The 19,227-nt window shown below is 42.5% G+C and carries 11 protein-coding genes; 4 read left to right on the top strand and 7 right to left on the bottom strand.

Annotated features, from left to right (window positions below):
* Positions 1-25 precede the first annotated feature (25 nt).
* The 5 genes from ACXAH9_RS15470 to ACXAH9_RS15450 form a co-directional block, all read right to left on the bottom strand.
* A complete protein-coding gene (locus ACXAH9_RS15470; protein ID WP_474895762.1) occupies positions 26-2,851 on the bottom strand; it encodes a M16 family metallopeptidase in 2,826 nt (941 codons plus the stop codon).
* A gap of 137 nt (positions 2,852-2,988) precedes the next feature.
* Positions 2,989-4,344: an efflux RND transporter periplasmic adaptor subunit gene (locus tag ACXAH9_RS15465; RefSeq protein WP_474895761.1), complete on the bottom strand. Its 1,356-nt coding sequence runs from the start codon at positions 4,342-4,344 to the stop codon at positions 2,989-2,991.
* Positions 4,345-4,376: 32 nt separating this feature from the next.
* Complete coding sequence (locus ACXAH9_RS15460) at positions 4,377-5,810, bottom strand: TolC family protein (protein ID WP_474895760.1); 1,434 nt, start codon at positions 5,808-5,810, stop codon at positions 4,377-4,379.
* Position 5,811: 1 nt separating this feature from the next.
* Positions 5,812-6,489, bottom strand: a complete 678-nt coding sequence (sdaAB, locus tag ACXAH9_RS15455; protein WP_474895759.1) for an L-serine ammonia-lyase, iron-sulfur-dependent subunit beta — start codon at positions 6,487-6,489, stop codon at positions 5,812-5,814.
* A gap of 41 nt (positions 6,490-6,530) precedes the next feature.
* A complete protein-coding gene (locus ACXAH9_RS15450; protein ID WP_474895758.1) occupies positions 6,531-7,325 on the bottom strand; it encodes a thymidylate synthase in 795 nt (264 codons plus the stop codon).
* A gap of 106 nt (positions 7,326-7,431) precedes the next feature.
* On the opposite strand from ACXAH9_RS15450, the gene ACXAH9_RS15445 reads away from it, so the two are divergent.
* A complete protein-coding gene (locus tag ACXAH9_RS15445; protein ID WP_474895757.1) occupies positions 7,432-9,627 on the top strand; it encodes an efflux RND transporter permease subunit in 2,196 nt (731 codons plus the stop codon).
* Positions 9,617-10,069, top strand: coding sequence for a peroxiredoxin (locus ACXAH9_RS15440; protein ID WP_474895756.1), 453 nt, complete (start codon positions 9,617-9,619; stop codon positions 10,067-10,069). Before ACXAH9_RS15445 ends, ACXAH9_RS15440 begins: the two co-directional genes overlap by 11 nt.
* Here ACXAH9_RS15440 and ACXAH9_RS15435 read toward each other — a convergent pair whose 3' ends face one another.
* The gene (locus ACXAH9_RS15435; protein WP_474895755.1) at positions 10,070-12,520 is read right to left on the bottom strand and encodes an ABC transporter permease; all 2,451 of its coding nucleotides are present in this window, start codon (positions 12,518-12,520) and stop codon (positions 10,070-10,072) included.
* A gap of 226 nt (positions 12,521-12,746) precedes the next feature.
* Between ACXAH9_RS15435 and ACXAH9_RS15430 the strand changes: the two genes are divergently transcribed.
* On the top strand, positions 12,747-15,275 hold the full coding sequence (locus ACXAH9_RS15430; protein ID WP_474895754.1) for a DUF7151 family protein: 2,529 nt from the start codon (positions 12,747-12,749) through the stop codon (positions 15,273-15,275).
* 74 nt (positions 15,276-15,349) lie between these two features.
* Here ACXAH9_RS15430 and ACXAH9_RS15425 read toward each other — a convergent pair whose 3' ends face one another.
* Positions 15,350-16,108, bottom strand: a complete 759-nt coding sequence (locus tag ACXAH9_RS15425) for a hypothetical protein (RefSeq protein ID WP_474895753.1) — start codon at positions 16,106-16,108, stop codon at positions 15,350-15,352.
* Positions 16,109-16,329: 221 nt separating this feature from the next.
* On the opposite strand from ACXAH9_RS15425, the gene leuS reads away from it, so the two are divergent.
* A complete protein-coding gene (gene leuS / locus ACXAH9_RS15420; RefSeq protein WP_474895752.1) occupies positions 16,330-19,095 on the top strand; it encodes a leucine--tRNA ligase in 2,766 nt (921 codons plus the stop codon).
* Positions 19,096-19,227: the final 132 nt, after the last annotated feature.

Here is a 19,227-nt window from a genome sequence, read left to right as displayed (position 1 = left end):
CTTTGAACTGGAGCTATTTTATTAACTATTGGCTAATGGGATTCCCTTTAATATCCAGAATGATAGGATCTCCCATTCCTAACTTTCTTACCTCATCCAGCTGAGTAGCACCGTCTCCAACAACCAGATAAATCATTTCACTTTCATCCATATGCTGTTCAATCAACTGCTTATAATCCTCCAGTTTCATTGCAGTCAGTTCCGCCTGCTCTTTTTCCATGAAGTTTGGTGTCTTCCCGAATGTGCTGATCTCATGCAGCATAGTAAGCTTCGCTACAAGACTTTCAAATGACCGAGTGTTGGCTTTCAACACTTTGGTTTTTGTTATTTCTACATCTTCCTCTGAAAAGTTATCACTGTAGTTTGCAAGCATATCCTTCATGATCTCCAAAGATGGAAGTGTGGCATTTGCTCTAACACTAGTAGTGGCTGTAAATGGAGAGATTGATGTGCGCTGAGGGATATATGAATAAGCTCCATAGGTATACCCTTTATCGATTCTCAGTGTCTGGAACAACTGACCACTAGACCCTCCTCCTAACTTTTCATTGGCATATGTAAGCTCATTGTATTTAGAATGCATGCCGGAAATGGCCTGTTTGCCGATATAAATTACTGATTGTTTAGCCCCTGGAAAATCAATAAAATAAAGATTACCTGCTATTTCATTTTCCGGATCAGGATAATAGGCTAATTGTACATTCTTAGATTCCCATTTCATATCCATTAATTGATCCCTTACACGGCTTTTCTCAACACTTCCTGCCACATGAAAACTTGCAACAGCTGGTGAAAAGTTTGAAGAATAATAATTTTTCAGGTCATCTAGGGTGATACCCTCAACGGTTTCAAGTGTCCCCAAAGTAGAGTAACCAAGAATATGATCATCACCATATAATAATTTATTAAAGACAGTAGATGCTATCGCAGTAGGACTGGCCTCCCTTCCTTTCAATCGAGTGATCCTGGATTGCTTCAGGCGATCAAACTCCTTCTCGTCCCATCGAGGCTCAAGAATCACTTCCTTCACCAGATCAAACGTCTCTTCAAAATTTCTTGAAAGGCAAGAAGCAGAAATCGTTATCTCCTCAGCTCCTGCTCGTACGTCAATTGAGGCACCTAAAAGTCCAATAGATTCTTCAAGCTCCGCTGGAGTCTTTGTTTTAGTTCCTTCAGTTAGCAAATCAGCAAGCAATGAGGCAGCTCCGGATTTTTCAATGGGGTCGTGATAATGACCACCTTTCAACGTAACATCAAAGTATACAAGCGGCAATTCCGTGTTTTCAATACCAAACACCATCATGCCATTGTCCAGATTGTCACTCCACACCTCAGGCGACTTCAATAGGGGCAACTCACCAAAATCAGGCTCAGATCGATCATACTTTGATGGCGTTTTTTCATACTCTGCTACTTCTCCTCTGGACACGTTCTCAGCAGCTACATCAGCCACAATTTCTTCTTCCCATACTTCTGCTTTCTTTGCCCCGTCCACAATCAAATCCAACTGACCAGCTGGGACGAAACTCGTCATCACATAATTCCGCCCTTTGATATACTTGTTATAAACGCGCATCACATCCTCCGTAGTGACTGCCTGGGTCAGCTTCGCAGTTTTTGTGATGTAGCTGGGGTCTCCGCCAAATTCATTATCTATCACCAACTGGAATGCTTTGTTTAAAACCGTACTCACACCCTGGTAAAGGTTCGTTTCCAATTCTGCCTTAATTCGTTGCAGATCCTTTTCATCAATTCCATTTTCTTCAAATCGAATCAGGCCTGCTTCTACTGCCGCTTTGACACTATTAAGATCCGTATCTGCATTAGCTCTTATTCTAAAGATAAATTCGCCTGCTACTTCATTTGAACTTTGATAGGTAGAAACATTCGGGGCAAGTTTTTCCTCTTCAACGATGATTTGATAAAGGGGTGCTTTCTTACTACCACTTAGAAGTTGTCCCAACACATTCAATGCATACATGTCCTCATGGTAATCTTCCACCGTCGGATAGACCATTCTAAGCTCAGGTAGCTTTGCGAAGTTATCTTCAAAATAAAGAGACTTGGTCTCTTCCAGATTGACAAGCTGTGGCTTTGGATTCTCTACCTCAGGTCCTTTTCGAATCTCACCAAACCAGCGCTGAACCTTTTCTTTTGTAGCAGTCGGATCAATATCTCCGGCAATTACCAACGTCGCATTTCCAGCACCGTAATATTGCTCATAAAATTCTTTTACATCCTCGAGCGTAGCTGCTTGTAAATCTGGTAGTGACCCGATCACAGTCCAGCTATAAGGGTGTCCCTCAGGATACAGGTTTTTGCGAATGATTTCATCCGTGTAACCGTATGGTGCATTATCTACCCGCTGACGTTTTTCATTTTTAACCACTTGTTTTTCAGCTTCCAATGCATCTTCTGTTACCGTATTGATCATGTAACCAAACCGATCAGAGTCGATCCACAGAATTTTATCAAATGCATCCTTAGGTACTACTTCGTAGTAGATGGTGCCATCTGACCATGTTCCTCCATTTCTGCTTCCTCCCCATTCAGGGATCAGCTTTCTGTTCGCACCTCTTGGTACATTTTCTGAATCATTGAATGACATGTGCTCAAAGAAGTGAGCAAATCCCGTTCGTCCAGGTTTCTCTCGATTTGATCCAACATGCATCAGGGTCGCTACTGCAACGATAGGATCAGAGTGATCTTCATGCAGAACAACCTCCAACCCATTATCAAGGGTGAATTTTTCGTATTCAATTTTAAATTCTTTGCTATCCCTGCTTTCCTTCGTGCTACATCCCATTAATGACACTATCGTAATAATTGATAAGATGAAAGTGAGTCTCATAAGTGTTTAAATTTATTAGGCCCACAATTTGAGACATTCGAGTGAAAATGAAAAGCAAGATGTGATGATTGGTCAATTCCTTCTTCACAAAAAAACCCGCAGAATGCGGGTTTTTTATTAATCCAATAAGTTTGAAATTACTCTTCTGAGTCCTCCGATTTCTTTTCTTTGTTTGTGGATTTTGCTTCTACATCATCACCATCCTTTAGTCGTTTAGAAACGGCTAAGAATGGGCCTGATACCACTTCTGTTCCTTCCTCTACACCTGAAATAATCTCTATTCGGTCAAAATCACTAATACCCGTTTCAACCTCAGTTTTCACAGCCTTTCCTTCCGAAACAACAAAGACCACTTCTTTTACCTCCTCATCAGCAAGCTTGTCTGCTACTGAAGAGTCCTCTTCACTGTCCTTGTCGTCTTCGGATCGAGTCGTAACAGAAGCTAATGGCACTGTTAAGATATCTTTTTTAACTTCAGTGATTATATCAACACTGGCAGTCATTCCCGGACGGAAAGGGTATTTCAAACCTTCCTCTTTAATAAGATCCTGATATGAGCTGTTCAGTATCAATATACGAACTTCAAATTCCGTAACCGCATCCGCCGATACCTTATCATTCGCAGTATTAGCAATGTGAGTGACAATCCCTTTGAAGGTCTTATCCATGTAAGAATAGGAATCCACATCGATAATGGCTGTATCTCCCACAGAAATACGAATGATGTCGTTTTCATTTACATCTACCTGTACTTCCATTTTAGACAAATCAGCTATCCGCATTACCTCTGTTCCCTGAAATTGGGAAGTACCAAGCACGGTTTCACCAAGCTCTACAGGTAACTTGGATACAATTCCGCTCATTGGAGATGTCATGCTTGTCAGCCGGAGATTCTCACGTGCATCTGCTACTCTTGCCTGAGCACTACTTAAGATATATTCAGCAGCATTTACACTTTCCTTTGCCGACTCGTAATCCTGTTCGGCAATTTCATAATTGGCCACTGCTAACTGATAGTCTGCCTCAGAAATTACCTTTTCTTTATAAAGTTTTGTCTGTCGATTATAATCCTGCTCAGCACGTTTGAAGCCTGCAGCTGCTCTGGCCCTTGCTGCTTTCGCCTGAGCTAGTGCTGCTTTTTGCTGATTCAGACCCGCAACTGCTTGATCATAAGCAGATTGGAAGTTATCAGGACGAATTCTCAAAAGGAAGTCTCCTTTACTAACGCTATCCCCCTCTTCAATTTCCATTTCAATGATCTCACCTGAAACTTCAGGACTCAATGAAACTTCAACCACAGGCTGAACCTGACCGGACGCACTCACCTTCTCAATAATGGTGCTTTTTTCAGCCTTCGAAACCTCTACCTGAATTTTCTTTTTCTGCCCAACCCATCCTTGAGATTTGCCAATAACAGCAAATAGGATCAGGAATACGACCACTCCCCCGAGGATGTATAAAATTTTATTATTTGATTTTTTCTTCTTAGCCATGATTTTTTATCTAGTTACGTTGGCGATTGGTTTTAAAATGTTAATGGTATTCCCTGGTAGAATTCCAGAATCTTCTTTCGGAAGATATAGTCAAACTTCGCTCTGGATAAATCTGTTCTAGCCTGGAATAGGTTATTTGAAGCGAGTTGATAATCAACAAAATTTGCTGCTCCGTTATTGTATTGATTTTCTACTGCCCTGAATGTTTCTTCCAAAGAAGCCACCTGCTTTAATGACGCCTGATAGGTCTTGGCAGCAGCCGCCGCGTTTCTGTAAGCAGTTTCGATGGTTTGATACAAAATATTCTCTTGCTCCGTTCGGTTTATTTCGGCCTGCTGCAAGGAGATTTTAGATCGTTGTATATCTGATCTTGTTCTGAATCCATTGAAAATGGGGATATTCAAATTAAGTGATAACCGGGTATTCAGGTTGTTATCATATTGCGTGGAAAGTGGTATATCGTTTATCTCAACATCGGTAACAACTTCAGGCTGTAGGACATCTCCACCATTGCTGTCAATTAGACCGGTCGGTACGAAATTTCCGGTAGGCGTATTCATTATATCGACATCCTGAAATGCATCCGAATAATTGGTGCTGATCGATCCGCCAAGAGAAAGTGTTGGGTACATTGCACCTTTAGAGACATCCAAACCTACATCTGCACTCTCTACCCTAAGTTCAGCACTCTTTATCTCTGGCTGATTGGCTAATGCGACATTGTAAAGCTCCAAGATAGATGTCTCACCAATTTCTGCCTGATCTACGGTAACGTCTGGTATAACTATATCAATCTCCTCTCCCGGTGTGAGTAGCATTCCCTGCTTTAGGGTCAGTACTGCCAAGTCAAGATTGTTTTGTGCATTGATCAGGTTTACCTCATTTGTAGCTACCTGACTTTCAAGTTGCAACTTGTTTGCCAGAGGCAAGGCACCTGACTCAACCAAGAGTGTTGTTCTTTCCATCTGTTGCTGACTAGACTCCAACTGAAATCGGGCATTTTCAGCTAGCTCTTTATTGAAAATTACATTGACATAGTTCAAGGCTGTGTTTAATGAGATGTCATTGATCGCCTTCTGTCTGTCAAATTCAGAAGCTTCAGCATTCAGCTTACTTTGTCTAATGGAATTATGAACCTGTAAACCATTAATTAACGGTAAAGATGTGCTTGCACTCACACCATTAAAATTGATCCGTTGATCAATGAACTGGTTGGTGGTAGGGTCAATTCCTCTACCCCAGTTGTAGCCAAAATTTCCGTTGGCATTAAGCGTTGGGTATCGCTGAGCCTGAGCCTGCATCAGGTTTACCTGAGCCGATTGCAAGTTTAATTCACTCCGTTGCACCGTCAGGTTATTTTCAACGGCAATGTCAATGCATTCCTGCAAGGATAGCACACGCTTCTCCTGACTGACTGCTACAAAACATAGTAAAATCAGTGTGGTGATTAGTCCTGTTTTTCTCATATTATTTGTCTATATCCGGTATGTAGATGACCTTATGCACCCACTTCCTCTTCTTTAAATACTGTAGTGTTATATCGTCAATGCCTGAATCCATTTCCAGGATCAAACATGCCAAATCATTTTTGCCTTTTCGTGACACAGTCATGGTAGCGATGTTGCACTCATCCTGAGATAGCACCTCGGTAAAAAACGCAATACTACCTTTTACATCATCCGCTTCTATAATGAGCGTGTGCATGCTTGCAGTGAAATTCGAATCAAATCCATTTACTTCTTTGATGCGAATAACTCCTCCGCCACGACTTTCACCTAAAACTTCCACCTTCTTTTCGCCTCTCACTGCATTTATACGAACAGAATTAGGATGAAATGTACTTGCACTTCCTATTGACCTAAACTTATATTTCAGCCCTGCCTCTTCTGTCAAATCCAAGGCATTTTTAATTCGTTTATCGTCCGTCCGGAAATCCATTAAGCCAGCCAGAATCGCCCGATTGCTACCATGCCCCTCATACGTTCGAGCAAACGAATTATAAAATATGATATCAGCGTGCTCCGGCACTCCTCCTAGTATCTTATTGGTGACCCTTCCGATACGCACCACTCCTGCTGTATGAGAGCTGGATGGGCCGATCATTACCGGACCAATCATGTCGAATATTCCACTACTTTCTGCCATGAGCAACCGCTAGTTAGTTGACTATCTATTCATTTAAAATGTTACACAGCCACCGCACCTTTTATGTGCGGATGTGGATCATAGTTTATCAATTCAAAATCTTCGAACTTGAAGCTGAAAATATCCTTAACCTCAGGGTTAATCTTCATAGTCGGAAGATTTCGTGGTTCTCTACTTAACTGAAGGTGAGCCTGCTCAATGTGATTGCTGTATAAATGAGCGTCTCCAAATGTGTGAACAAAATCGCCTGGCTCAAGATCACACACCTGGGCTACCATCATAGTAAACAATGCATAAGAGGCAATGTTAAAAGGCACTCCTAAAAATACATCTGCACTACGCTGGTACAGCTGGCAGCTTAGCTTTCCATCTGCCACATAAAACTGAAACAAGGTGTGACACGGCGGTAAAGCCATTTCATCCACATCAGCTACGTTCCATGCACTCACAATATGCCTTCTACTATCTGGATTATTTTTAATCCCATCTATCAGCTTTTTTATCTGATCAATTTTCCTTCCGTCCGGTGTTTCCCAACTTCTCCACTGCACACCATAAACAGGACCCAGGTTTCCATCTTCATCGGCCCATTCATCCCAGATAGACACTCCATTGTCTTTTAAATACTTAATATTCTGATCTCCTTGCAGAAACCACAACAATTCGTGTATAATCGACCTCAAGTGAAGTTTTTTAGTTGTTACGCATGGGAATCCTTTACTCAGATCGAATCGCATCTGATAACCAAACACACTTTTTGTCCCTGTTCCGGTCCGATCACCTTTCTCGGCACCATTGTCCAGGATATGTTGCATTAGGTTCAGGTATTGTTGCATTCTGTTCGTAGTTTGGTAACAAAATTAACTTTTAAACGAAGAAACACTGAACCCACGATTAGATAAATATGTCGAGCGGTTGATAACCCCAAAGGGAAAGGTGATAATGACCAGCTTACTGGTAGCGATTACCTTGGTTTTAGGCTGGAATCTTCAATACCTGGCGTTTGATTTCGAATTTGAGCGGTTTTTCCCTAATAACCATCCAGACAGCAGAGCCTACGAAGAACATGTGGATCAGTTTGGCTATGACAATGATTATTTACATATCATTGTGGAGCGTGAGGAGGGAATATTTGATAAGGATTTTTTGCCGCTAGCTGCCGCATTCGAAAAATCCTTAGCAGGTATTGATGATGTTGTAAACGTCTACTCACCGCTTTCTCTTCAACACGTAGTTAAAAGTCCGACAGGTCTGATCATTTTTCCGTTGATCCACACCGATAGCCCTACAAGTTATCAAATCAAACAAGACAGCTCCAGAGTTTTTGGAAACCCTTTCTATCGGTCAGCTTTTAGCAACAGTGGAGATGCACTTAGCATATATATGCACCATGCACATTTTTCCGATCAGGCTCGTAGCGAAAAACTGTTGGAGGCCATCCGAAGTAAAGCCAGAAATTTTGGTATCAGCAATATTCGATTAGTAGGTAAGCTCAGTGCTTCTGGTGTCTTTATTTCCTATATCCAAAATGATTTCGGTAAGTTCTTGATTGGATCTCTGATGCTTAGTTTTCTGCTACTCCTACTGATTTTCAGAAACTTTAAATCAGCTCTGCTTCCATTTTTGATCAGCCTGCTTTCTATCGTTTGGTTGTTTGGTCTCATGGGGTTGATTGGGTTGAAGATCAACCTACTTAGCTCGCTCCTTCCCCCTATCCTGTTTTTTGTGTCCATGTCAGATGCGGTGCACTTGATGAATGCATTAAAAAAATCACACCAATTTGCCGGAGTTGCTAAGCTGAAGAATGCTCTTAGTATTGTCTGGACTCCTACACTTCTGACATCCATCACCACTGCAATTGGTTTTCTAAGTCTCATTTGGATAAACACTGAGCCAGTTCAGCTCCTCGGTGTATTTGCTGCTATCGGGATCATTTTTGCTTTTGTGATCACATTTACTTTTGGTTTACTGATTGCTTCCATCACCAACTTTTCTGCTGATAAAAGAATACTTGAAGTACCGGATAAATGGCTTAGTATTCTTGTCACACGGAAAAAACCTGTAATAGTCGTCTGTGGTCTAATTGTGTTGGCTTTGATACCTGGCATCACTCAACTTAAAATCAACTCCTACTTGTTGGATGATCTGCCTGAAGACTCACAGGTACGAAAAGATTTTGAGTATGCGGATGCCGAGTTGGGAGGGTCTAAGCCCTATGAAGTGAGAGTAGAAGTAGCTGATACTTCAATGTCCGTTTGGGACAAGCAGGTCATGGATGAGATCGTGAAAATTGAAGAATACCTGCTCAATGAGTATCCAATTGCTAAAGTTCAATCTCCAGCTACAATCATCAAATACCTGAACATGGTGGACAATGGAGGATTGAATGAACATTATAAATACCCGGAATCAGAAAGATCATACCATCGTACCATCAGCCTCAAAAACCGTATTGATCCAAAGCGTCTGGATAAGCTGGTAAATGAAGACGGATATGTTGGTAGATTGATTGGATTTTTTCCGGAACTAGGCTCACGAGAAACGGACATTCGAAATCAAAAAATGTTGAAACATTTCGAAGATAACATTGATCATAACATCATTAATTATCGTATTACAGGCACCACCTACCTTATTGATAAAAGCCATGAGTTGCTCTCTGTCAATCTCATAAAGGGTTTGATCACTGCAATTATTGTCATTGGGGTGATCCTGGGGATCTATTTTAAATCCTGGAAATTGCTCCTAATAAGTTTGCTTCCAAACATTATCCCACTCATCATGGTTGCTAGTATTTTGGGATGGTTTGGTATTTCGCTGAAGATGACAACATCCATCATTTTTACCATTGCTTTTGGAATTGCAGTAGATGATACGATACACATGATGAGCTACTACTTAAAAAACAAAAATGCAGATCCGGTGAAACGGATGGGCGACACGTTCAAGCACGCAGGCAGTGCTATGTTAATCACTTCAATTATCATGAGTGTCGGGTTTTCGCTTTACTTATTTTCCAATTTTGGCGCGACCTATTATTTAGGTCTATTTGTCAGTCTTTCTCTGCTCATCGCACTAATTATTGATTTAAGTTTATTACCCATTTTACTTATAACATTCAGAAAAAATGCTAACTAAAGGAGATCAAATTCCACAATTGAGCCTGGAGGATCAGGATGGCAAAATGGTTTCCTTTTCCGACCTGATTGGCAATCCTTTGGTGATCTACTTTTACCCCAAAGACAATACCTCTGTGTGCACTGCACAGGCCTGCGGATTCAGGGATAATTATGAGCAGTTTCAGGAGGTGGGTGCAGAAGTAATAGGGATCAGCAGAGACAGCACCGAATCGCATAAGAGGGTGACGAACAAGAGGAATCTACCTTTCCTTCTGCTTAGCGACCCCAAAAAAGAAGCACATAAGGCATTTAAGGTGCCTTCAGCTCTATTTGGATTGCTACCTGGAAGGGTCACTTTCGTAATTGACAAAGAAGGCAAGGTTGCACATACCTTCAGAGCTGACTTCAATGCAGATATCCATATCAAGGAAGCACTGAAAGTATTGAAAAAGCTCGATTAGTTATTCATCTTTCAAAACTTCTGCAGGATTCATCAGCGACGCTTTTGTCGTTTGGAATACCGAAATCACCAAAGAAATGAAGAGTAACAATCCAAAAGAAATCAGAAAGATATCTGCACTCATCGATATACGGTATTCAAAATCAGACAGCCACAGTTGCATGAGATAATACCCTACTGGAACGGCTAGTAAAAAGCCGATCATCAATAGCTTGACATACTTCTTTGTGAAGAGTAAAATGATCTGTGAAAGCGATGCGCCTAATACTTTACGAACTCCTATTTCTTTGAGCTTTTGTTCTATGGTAAACACCACAATTCCAAAGAGTCCCAATGAAGCTATAACGATTGTCAATAGCGTGAAAAATGACAATACTTTTCCAAAACGCTGCTCTATTTGATATCGAGATGCATAGGTTTCGCTGATCACCTCTTGCTCGTACGGTCTGCCAGGCACGAGTTCATTCCATATAGCCGCCAGCTCAGTAGCTACTTGTGACATATTTTCATCTGTTCCGGACACCCGAACCATCAGCGTAGTGAGTGGTCTACCCCAGCTTGCGGTTGATTTCTCATGGAACAATCCGAAAGGCTCAATCGGAGCATGCAAGCTCCAATAGTTGAAGTCTTTTATGATTCCGATGATGTGATACATGCCACTGTGGTTGCCAATCTTTTTATTCAAAGAGGTCTCGTCAACTGACCACCCAATGGCCCGAATGGCGGATTCATTCAAAATGACTGCAGCCGTATCGCTCGCATGCGTAAGATCAAAAGAACGTCCTACCAACAGCTCCATTTGTACCAGGCCTAGATAGTCTTCATCTCCTAAGGTGAAGTTCAACGGGATTCCTCCAGCTTCCGGTTCATCGGGAATGAACTGATCGCCGTTGTAAATTCTGATTGGGTTTGCATCACATATGGACGCGTCCATTACTCCGTCTAGCTGCTCCACTTTATTTAAGAGCGCCTCTTTTGGTGACCAATGGATGTTTTGTATGGCAATTAAATTCTCCTTAGTAAAACCTATATCAGCATTCAGAAAGTAGTTAAGTTGCTTGTAGATCGTTGTGGTACAAATGATCAAGAGGAATGAAAGTATATACTGCGTTACCAGCATCCCATTTCTTAGTCGTACACCTTTGGTTCCTGTTTTCAATTCCCCCTTCATGGCTGCCGTAGGCTTAAACGAGTTGAAAAACACAAAAGGATAAAAGCCTGAAATAGCACTTACTGTGAGAATCAGGAGCAGTAAAAAACCAATTAAAACGATCGGATCTACCACATCAAAAGAAAGGTTGGTACCCACCGATTGATTGATGAACGGCAAAAGGTATAACAGCACTACTAAAGACAAAACCAAGGCTATTGCACAATAAGTCAGCGCCTCACCAAAAAATCGTAAAACAAAGTCCCACTTACGGCCTCCTAACACTTTTCGCAAGGCTACATTTTTCGCTCTGGTCACAAACTGTGCTGTACTAAGATTGATGAAGTTGATACAACTTAAAATGACCAAAAACACCACAGAGGAAATCAGTGCAACGACAATCATGTTGCTACCTACATCTGACAGTCTATTGTAAATATTCTCTGAATGCAGGTATATGTCCTGCATAGGCTGCAGATACAACTTCCACTCCTTACCTGCCGCCAAGTATCCTTCCCAGTCATAGCCCATTACCTTGAGCGTCTCGAAGGTGTGCTTTTCTGGAAGTAGATTTACTTTTGCTTGAAGTTTATCAACGTCCACTCCCTCGTCAACCAAAATGAAGGTTTCGAACATGGTCCACATCCAACTCCAATTACTATCTTTCACCCGATCAATGCTGTTCATCGAGATCATTGCATCAAAATCTATGTAGGAGTTTTTACCCAGATCAGCCACAACGCCTGTTACCACATAGCTCTTGCGCATGGGTCCACCACCTAGATCTATCAGCCTTCCCACAGGATTAGCATCTCCAAAGTATTTCTTTGCAAGTGCTTCAGTTAGCACAATAGAATTGGGTTCCTTTAGCACGGTATGTGTATCACCTGCTACTAGCGGAAAACTGAACACATCAAAGAAGTTGGAATCTGCCGCCAGGATATAGTCATCATTAAAAAACCGTTCATGACTACCTATCATAAAGCGTAAAGGCATCAAATCAGGTGTATGCACACGAACCACCTGCTTTACTTCCGGAATTTCTTCATGAATGGCAAAACCCACACCCGGTCCGGTACTAGCAAATAAATTTGGGTTATCCTCACCCCAGATAAAGGTTTGATTGACGCGATAAATGCGGTCGCCTTTTTCATGAAAGTCATCGTAGCTCATTTCATTTTGAACATACATGTAGATGAGGATGGCTGAGAAGAAACCTACCGTTAGTCCAAGGATATTTATGAAGCTAAATAGCTTGTTTCTTTTGATTGACCGGAAAAAGAGTTTGAAAGGTGTTAGCATGAATACAATATTAGGTTATCGCCTTCCTAATTGTCATAAAGAATGCCAGAAATTTCAATCACCTGTATATCAATAACTTACATTATGGCTGAATCATTTAGCCTGTTCACTAATGGACGAATAGTGTCCAAAACTCGATGAATATTATATGCTTGAATAGTTCAATTTATTATAAGTAATATCATATTGATTAAATTGCTCGATCAATTAATTAATCACTATCACAATGTCGAACATCACCCTTAAAACACTTAAAAACCACCTAATTCACTTTTTATTCATTCTTTTAATTCTCAGCTGCTCTGAAGAACCCGTAGAGGGCACGGACGGAGTGGACGGAACAAACGGATTCAATGCGTTAGTCATGGTTGACGATGAGGCTCCCGGAGAAAATTGCTCGACCGGGGGTGTTAAAATCTCCGTTGGTCAGGATGCGAATGAAAACGGCGCATTAGACGCTGATGAGATCGCTTCTGTAAGTTTCGTTTGTAATGGCTCAGCAGGAACGGATGGAAGCGCTGGTCCAACGCTTTTTGCTCGTACCTCCCCGGAAAATCCTGGAGCCAATTGTGAAGCAGGAGGCACACTGGTGGAAATTGGAGCAGACACCAACGGCAATGCCACATTGGATGATTCGGAAGTACAGACTTCCTTTTTCGTTTGCAATGGAACTGACGGAGTAGATGGCGGCTCTGGAGGATCAAACGGGCTGACCAGCCTGATCAGGGCAACACCAAGCATATCATGCACAAATGGGGGTATCACTATTGAGATTGGTTTGGATGATGATGATAGTGGATCTCTTGATGCAGGTGAAGTAGATGCAATGTATGATATCTGTAATGGTTCAGACGGTTCGGATGGAACTAATGGTTCAAACGGTCTTAACACCTTGTCCAACGTAATTACAGAATCTCCGGGAGCAAATTGTGCGAATGGAGGAATTAGAGTGCAGCTCGGACTGGATTCTAACAATAATGGTACTCTGGATGCAGGAGAAGTTGTTTCGGATAACTACATCTGCAATGGTCAAAACGGAAGTAATGGGTCGGACGGTGGCGATGGCTCAGATGGAATTTCCAGCATCACCAAAGCTACTACTGAACCATCTGGCAGTAACTGTAACAATGGTGGGTTAAGAATTGACATTGGTATGGATGATGTAACCACCGACGGAATACTACAAAATGAAGAAATTGACTACACCTACTATGTCTGTAACGGAGATGACGGTGCAAACGGAAGTGATGGTGCAGATGGAAGTGACGGAGTGAGCACCTTTGTTCGAACGACCAGTGAGCCAAGTGGTGCTAATTGTGCCAATGGAGGTGTGAAAATTGAGCTCGGTCTCGATGCAAACGGAAATCAGGTTTTTGATTCCGGTGAGGAGTTTGGTAGTCCCATATACGTCTGCAACGGGAATGATGGTGTAAATGGAAGCGATGGAGCTGACGGTATGGATGGAAAAAGTGTAATCGTTACTTCTGCTCCAGCTGGAGCTTCGTGCACGAACGGTGGAACTACTCTTACTTTTGGTTACGATAATAATAATGATGGAGACCTGGCTGATTTAGGAGATGAAGTGCTAACGACATATACAGTGTGTAATGGATTAAATGGTAGTAATGGTGCTGACGGCAGTGACGGTGCAGATGGTTATAATACCATAATTTCAACTTCCACTGAAAACCCGGGGACGAACTGCCCAAGTGGCGGTTTAGCTATTCAGGTAGGGCTCGATATGAATCGAAACAATAGTATTGATGCCGGTGAAGAGGTAGGAACCTATTATGTATGTAATGGAGCTGACGGTGCGGATGGTTCCAATGGACTAAATAGTTTAGTGGCCATCTCATCATTCAGTGGATTCGCCAATGGGTGTACCAACGGAGGGCTGATTATCAGAACAGGGATAGACGATAATGGAAACGGAGTTTTAAATATTCCAGCTGAAGTAGATGATACGCAGTATGTCTGCAATGGAACCAATGGAACCGATGGTGCAGATGGTAATTCGGACGGTGTTTTTGAATTCTACTTTACCGAAGGCTTGTCTAACTATGGCGGTATGGTAGATGTAACCATCAATGGTCAGGATGCAAACGAATTCGGTACAACCATGAGTGTGGATAGAGGATCTGAAGCTAACATGACCTCCAACTCCATCCTCTACTTCCCAAAATTGAAAGATAATATTGAGGCAACAGTCAAAGATCCATATCAGGTGGTGGAAGCCATTCTTTATTTAAAACCGGTTGTTTTGGATGATAAAGCTAATCCTCCACTCAATGAAAATTGGATTGGCATTAAAACCCTGACGAAAGATGCTCCATTGGTTGCAGATGGCACGGCTACATGGGATACTTCGGACGGATCAAGTCCTTGGTCCTCTCCTGGAGCAGCAGTAACCGAGCTAGGTGGAGCCAATGCATACTCAGATATGTATAGATTACCAGCAGATTTTTGGTTTGAAGGTACCATTCCATTTCTGATCAGCAGGTCTGAAGTAACTCAGTGGTTAGCTGACCCTAATACCAACAAAGGCATGGTCGTTACCATGGTCGATGACCGCATTCCATATCGAATCGACTTGTCAAGTTCCACTTATGACGGGGATGTTTATTCCCGACCTACTCTGTACATAAAAGTAACTACGAATGCAGGTGGTAGGCTTTCGTCAGAGAATGCACATTATGAGTATTGGGCGTCTTTGACTTATGAAGAAAAACTTGCCCCACTAAGAAATCGCGATTAAAACCTAACCCAATCGCAAGCAAAAAGCCCCTCCGGCAAGGAAGGGGCTTTTTCATTTTATAGCAGATCCTTTTTCTAAAATCCTCCAATCTTGAGCGTAATGAAATAATTTAGTTGTTCGAAGGCACTCGATTCCGTATTAATCAATTCCAGATCCTGTGTGAATCGTTTGCTCACTCCCATGGCTAGTCGGAAGTTTCGGCTGATATTAAACTCAAGGTCTGCTCCCGGCTCGATGTACCAGAAGACATCAGAATCTACTTCATCATCCAATGGTTGCGGCATGGTATTATCTTCATTGGTTCGCTGGTATCCCAGCCATCCCGCTCCACCTGAAACGGGAAAGGTCACATGAACCACCTCATTAGAAAAGAAAATGAGTTCCAGAAACATCCCTCCATATCCCCCAAGGATGTTCACCTCCTGCCCTGCTTCAATGTCGTCAAACTTTGCCGTAGGAATGATTCCATGACCTTCAATTCCTATCCCAAGTGTACGGTTGATAATCCATCCCCCTCTCAGTCCTCCCAGCACCATGGACTCATCTCTGAATTTTGTGCTACGAAAAGAGAGCGCCCCAAATCCTCCACTGTGACTCATCGACCCACTTAGCGTTTTAATATCCTGCCTGCGCTCCCGTTTTTTGTCCCGCTCAGTGCTTTGATAATAAATAATTTTGGGTGTATTATCTTCTTCCACCTCCGGCGGTTTCGGCGGTTTCGGAATCGTATCTGTAGGCTGTGGTTTTGGTTCCGTTTTGGTGGTGTCACTTTCTTGAGCCAGTGTAACTGTAGATGTCACAAAAACAAGTGCTAAAATCAAAATTTGCTTCATTCCTTCTTAGTTGAGTGTGTTTGGTGTAAAGACAGGGAAAAGATTGAATGGTTTCCGCGTTTTGTAAACCTAATTCATGCGTGTAGCTAATTTTCTAAAGAACACATGGAATTCGCATAAATATTGTCCCAGCGCCACAAGGTATATATTCGTCCTGGAATATTTATGCTCATTTCTTATTTGCATCTTTTACCTTTGCCAGCTTTAAAAAATTGATTCGAATGGCGGAGTACAACTTTCAAGAGATAGAAAAGAAATGGCAAGCATACTGGCGTGACCAGAAAGTATACGAGGTTTCCAATCAATCCGATAAGCCAAAGTACTATATCCTGGACATGTTCCCCTACCCGTCCGGAGCTGGACTCCATGTAGGTCATCCGCTTGGTTACATTGCATCTGATATTGTAGGGAGATTCAAGCGTTTAAATGGCTTCAACGTACTTCACCCAATGGGTTTTGATAGTTTTGGTTTGCCTGCTGAACAATATGCCATTCAAACAGGTCAGCACCCTGCATTAACTACAGAGCAAAACATCAACCGCTATAAAGAACAGCTAAAGGCCTTGGGCTTTTCCTATGATTGGTCCCGGGAAGTGCGCACCAGCGATCCGAAGTTTTATAAATGGACGCAATGGATCTTCAAGCTGATTTACAATAGCTGGTACGACAACAAAGCAGATAAAGCGAAACACATTGATGACTTGATAGCTATACTTGAAAAAGAAGGAAATCAAAACATTGATGCCGCCTGCGATGCGGACACACCTATCATATCAGCTGAAGATTGGAATGGCTTTTCAGAGAAAGAACAACAGCTATTCCTTTTAAAATATCGACTGACCTACCAGGCAGAAACGACCGTAAATTGGTGCCCGGCCTTAGGTACCGTACTCTCCAACGATGAGGTTAAGGATGGATTTTCTGAGCGTGGTGGACATCCCGTAGTAAAAAAGAAAATGCCGCAGTGGAGCATGCGAATCACCGCATATGCGGATCGTCTGCTTTCCGGGCTGGATAAAATCGATTGGCCGGAACCCATCAAGGAAATGCAACGAAACTGGATCGGTAAATCCTATGGTGCTGAGATTGACTTTGGTGTAGACGGATCGGATGAGAAGATCAGGGTATTTACCACCCGGATCGACACGATTTTTGGTGTGTCGTTTATGGTGCTTGCACCAGAGATTGAATTGGCTCTTAAATTGACCACTAGTGATCAAAAGAAAGAAGTTCAAGAATACGTAGAAGCAGCAAAAAATCGTTCAGAAAGAGAACGAATGAGTGATACCAAACATGTATCGGGCGTGTTTACAGGTAGCTATGCAACCCATCCGTTCTCTGGGGAAAAGATCCCGGTCTACATTGCTGATTATGTACTTGCAGGATATGGTACCGGTGCGGTGATGGCCGTACCAAGCGGAGATCAGCGGGACTTTGATTTTGCGAAGAAATTTGACCTGCCTATTCCCATAATCAATGATGCACAGAAGCTGACCGAAACAGAGGCTGACCCTACTAAAGAGGGAAAGATCATCAACTCTGACTTTCTGAATGGTCTCTCTCCCGAGGAAGCCATGGAGCGAGGCATTCAGGAAGTAGAAAAATTAGGCATAGGAGTAAGAAAAGTAAACTACAAGCTGAGAGATGCGATTTTTGGTCGCCAGCGCTACTGGGGTGAGCCCATCCCGGTCTACTATGAAGACGGCATTCCTAAACTCATTCCGGATGAGGACTTGCCTTTGGATCTGCCGCAGGTAGATGAGTATCTACCGACTGAAGACGGAGATCCGCCTCTTGGACGAGCCAATGACTGGAACTATAAGGGTCATCCGTACGAGCTATCAACCATGCCAGGATGGGCCGGCAGTAGCTGGTATTTTTTCCGATACATGGATCCAGACAATGACGAAGTGTTTTGCAGTAAGGAAGCGATGAAATACTGGCAGGATGTAGACTTCTACCTGGGAGGTAGTGAGCATGCTACTGGTCACCTTTTGTATTCTCGTTTCTGGACCAAGTTCCTTTACGACATGGGCATCATCGAGGTGGACGAGTACTCAAAGAAGCTGGTCAATCAGGGAATGATCCAGGGGAGATCTAATTTTGCTTATCGCATAAATGGTGAAAATAAATACGTTTCAAAGGGACTAAAAAATCAATATCAAACCACGGCCATCCATGTAGATGTTAACATTGTCAAGGATGATGTGCTTGATATTGAAGCGTTCAAGAAATCACGACCGGATGCAAAAGACGCTGAATTTATCCTTGAAGATGGTAAATACATCTGCGGCTGGGAAGTAGAGAAAATGTCCAAGTCCAAGTTCAATGTGGTGAACCCGGATGAGCTGGTAGAGAAATATGGTGCGGACACCCTACGTATGTACGAAATGTTCCTGGGCCCGATCGAGCAGAGCAAGCCCTGGAATACCAACGGCATTGAAGGTGTCTACAAGTTCCTCAGGAAATTCTGGTCACTTTTTCATGATGGAGATAACTTTAGCATATCCGATGAGGATCCAACGAAAGATGAACTCAAGGTCCTTCATGGCACGATCAAAAAAGTCGCAGAAGATGCAGAGCGACTATCCCTGAATACCTCGGTAAGTACCTTCATGATAGCAGTGAATGAGCTTTCATCATTAAAGTGCAATAAGCGAGCGATCCTTGAGCCGATGACCATCATTCTCTCTCCTTTTGCTCCACACATTGCTGAAGAGTTGTGGCACCTACTAGGTCATGAAACCTCTGTGGTAGATGCCTCCTACCCTGCTTTTGAAGAGAAATACCTCGTAGAGGATTCCATTGAATATCCTGTATCTGTGAATGGCAAAATGCGAGCGAAAATTAGCTTCTCTGCGGAGGCCTCCAAAGAGGAAATCGAAGCAGGAGCACTAGCGAATGAAACCATTCAGAAATGGATGGATGGCAAAGATCCACGCAAGGTGATCGTGGTACCTAAGAAGATTGTAAATATCGTGGTGTAATGTCAGTCTGAGCTTGTCGAAGACGACATGAATAGAATCTAAAAAGCCCCTGATGAAATATCATCAGGGGCTTTTTGGGGTATGAACGCCACCATTAAAATACTGTTCGTTCAATGAACACTACAGCTTATC

Source organism: Ekhidna sp. ABH4_415 (assembly GCF_056161305.1).
Note: the sequence above shows the minus strand (reverse complement) of the source record. Positions and strands in the feature narration are given on the sequence as shown.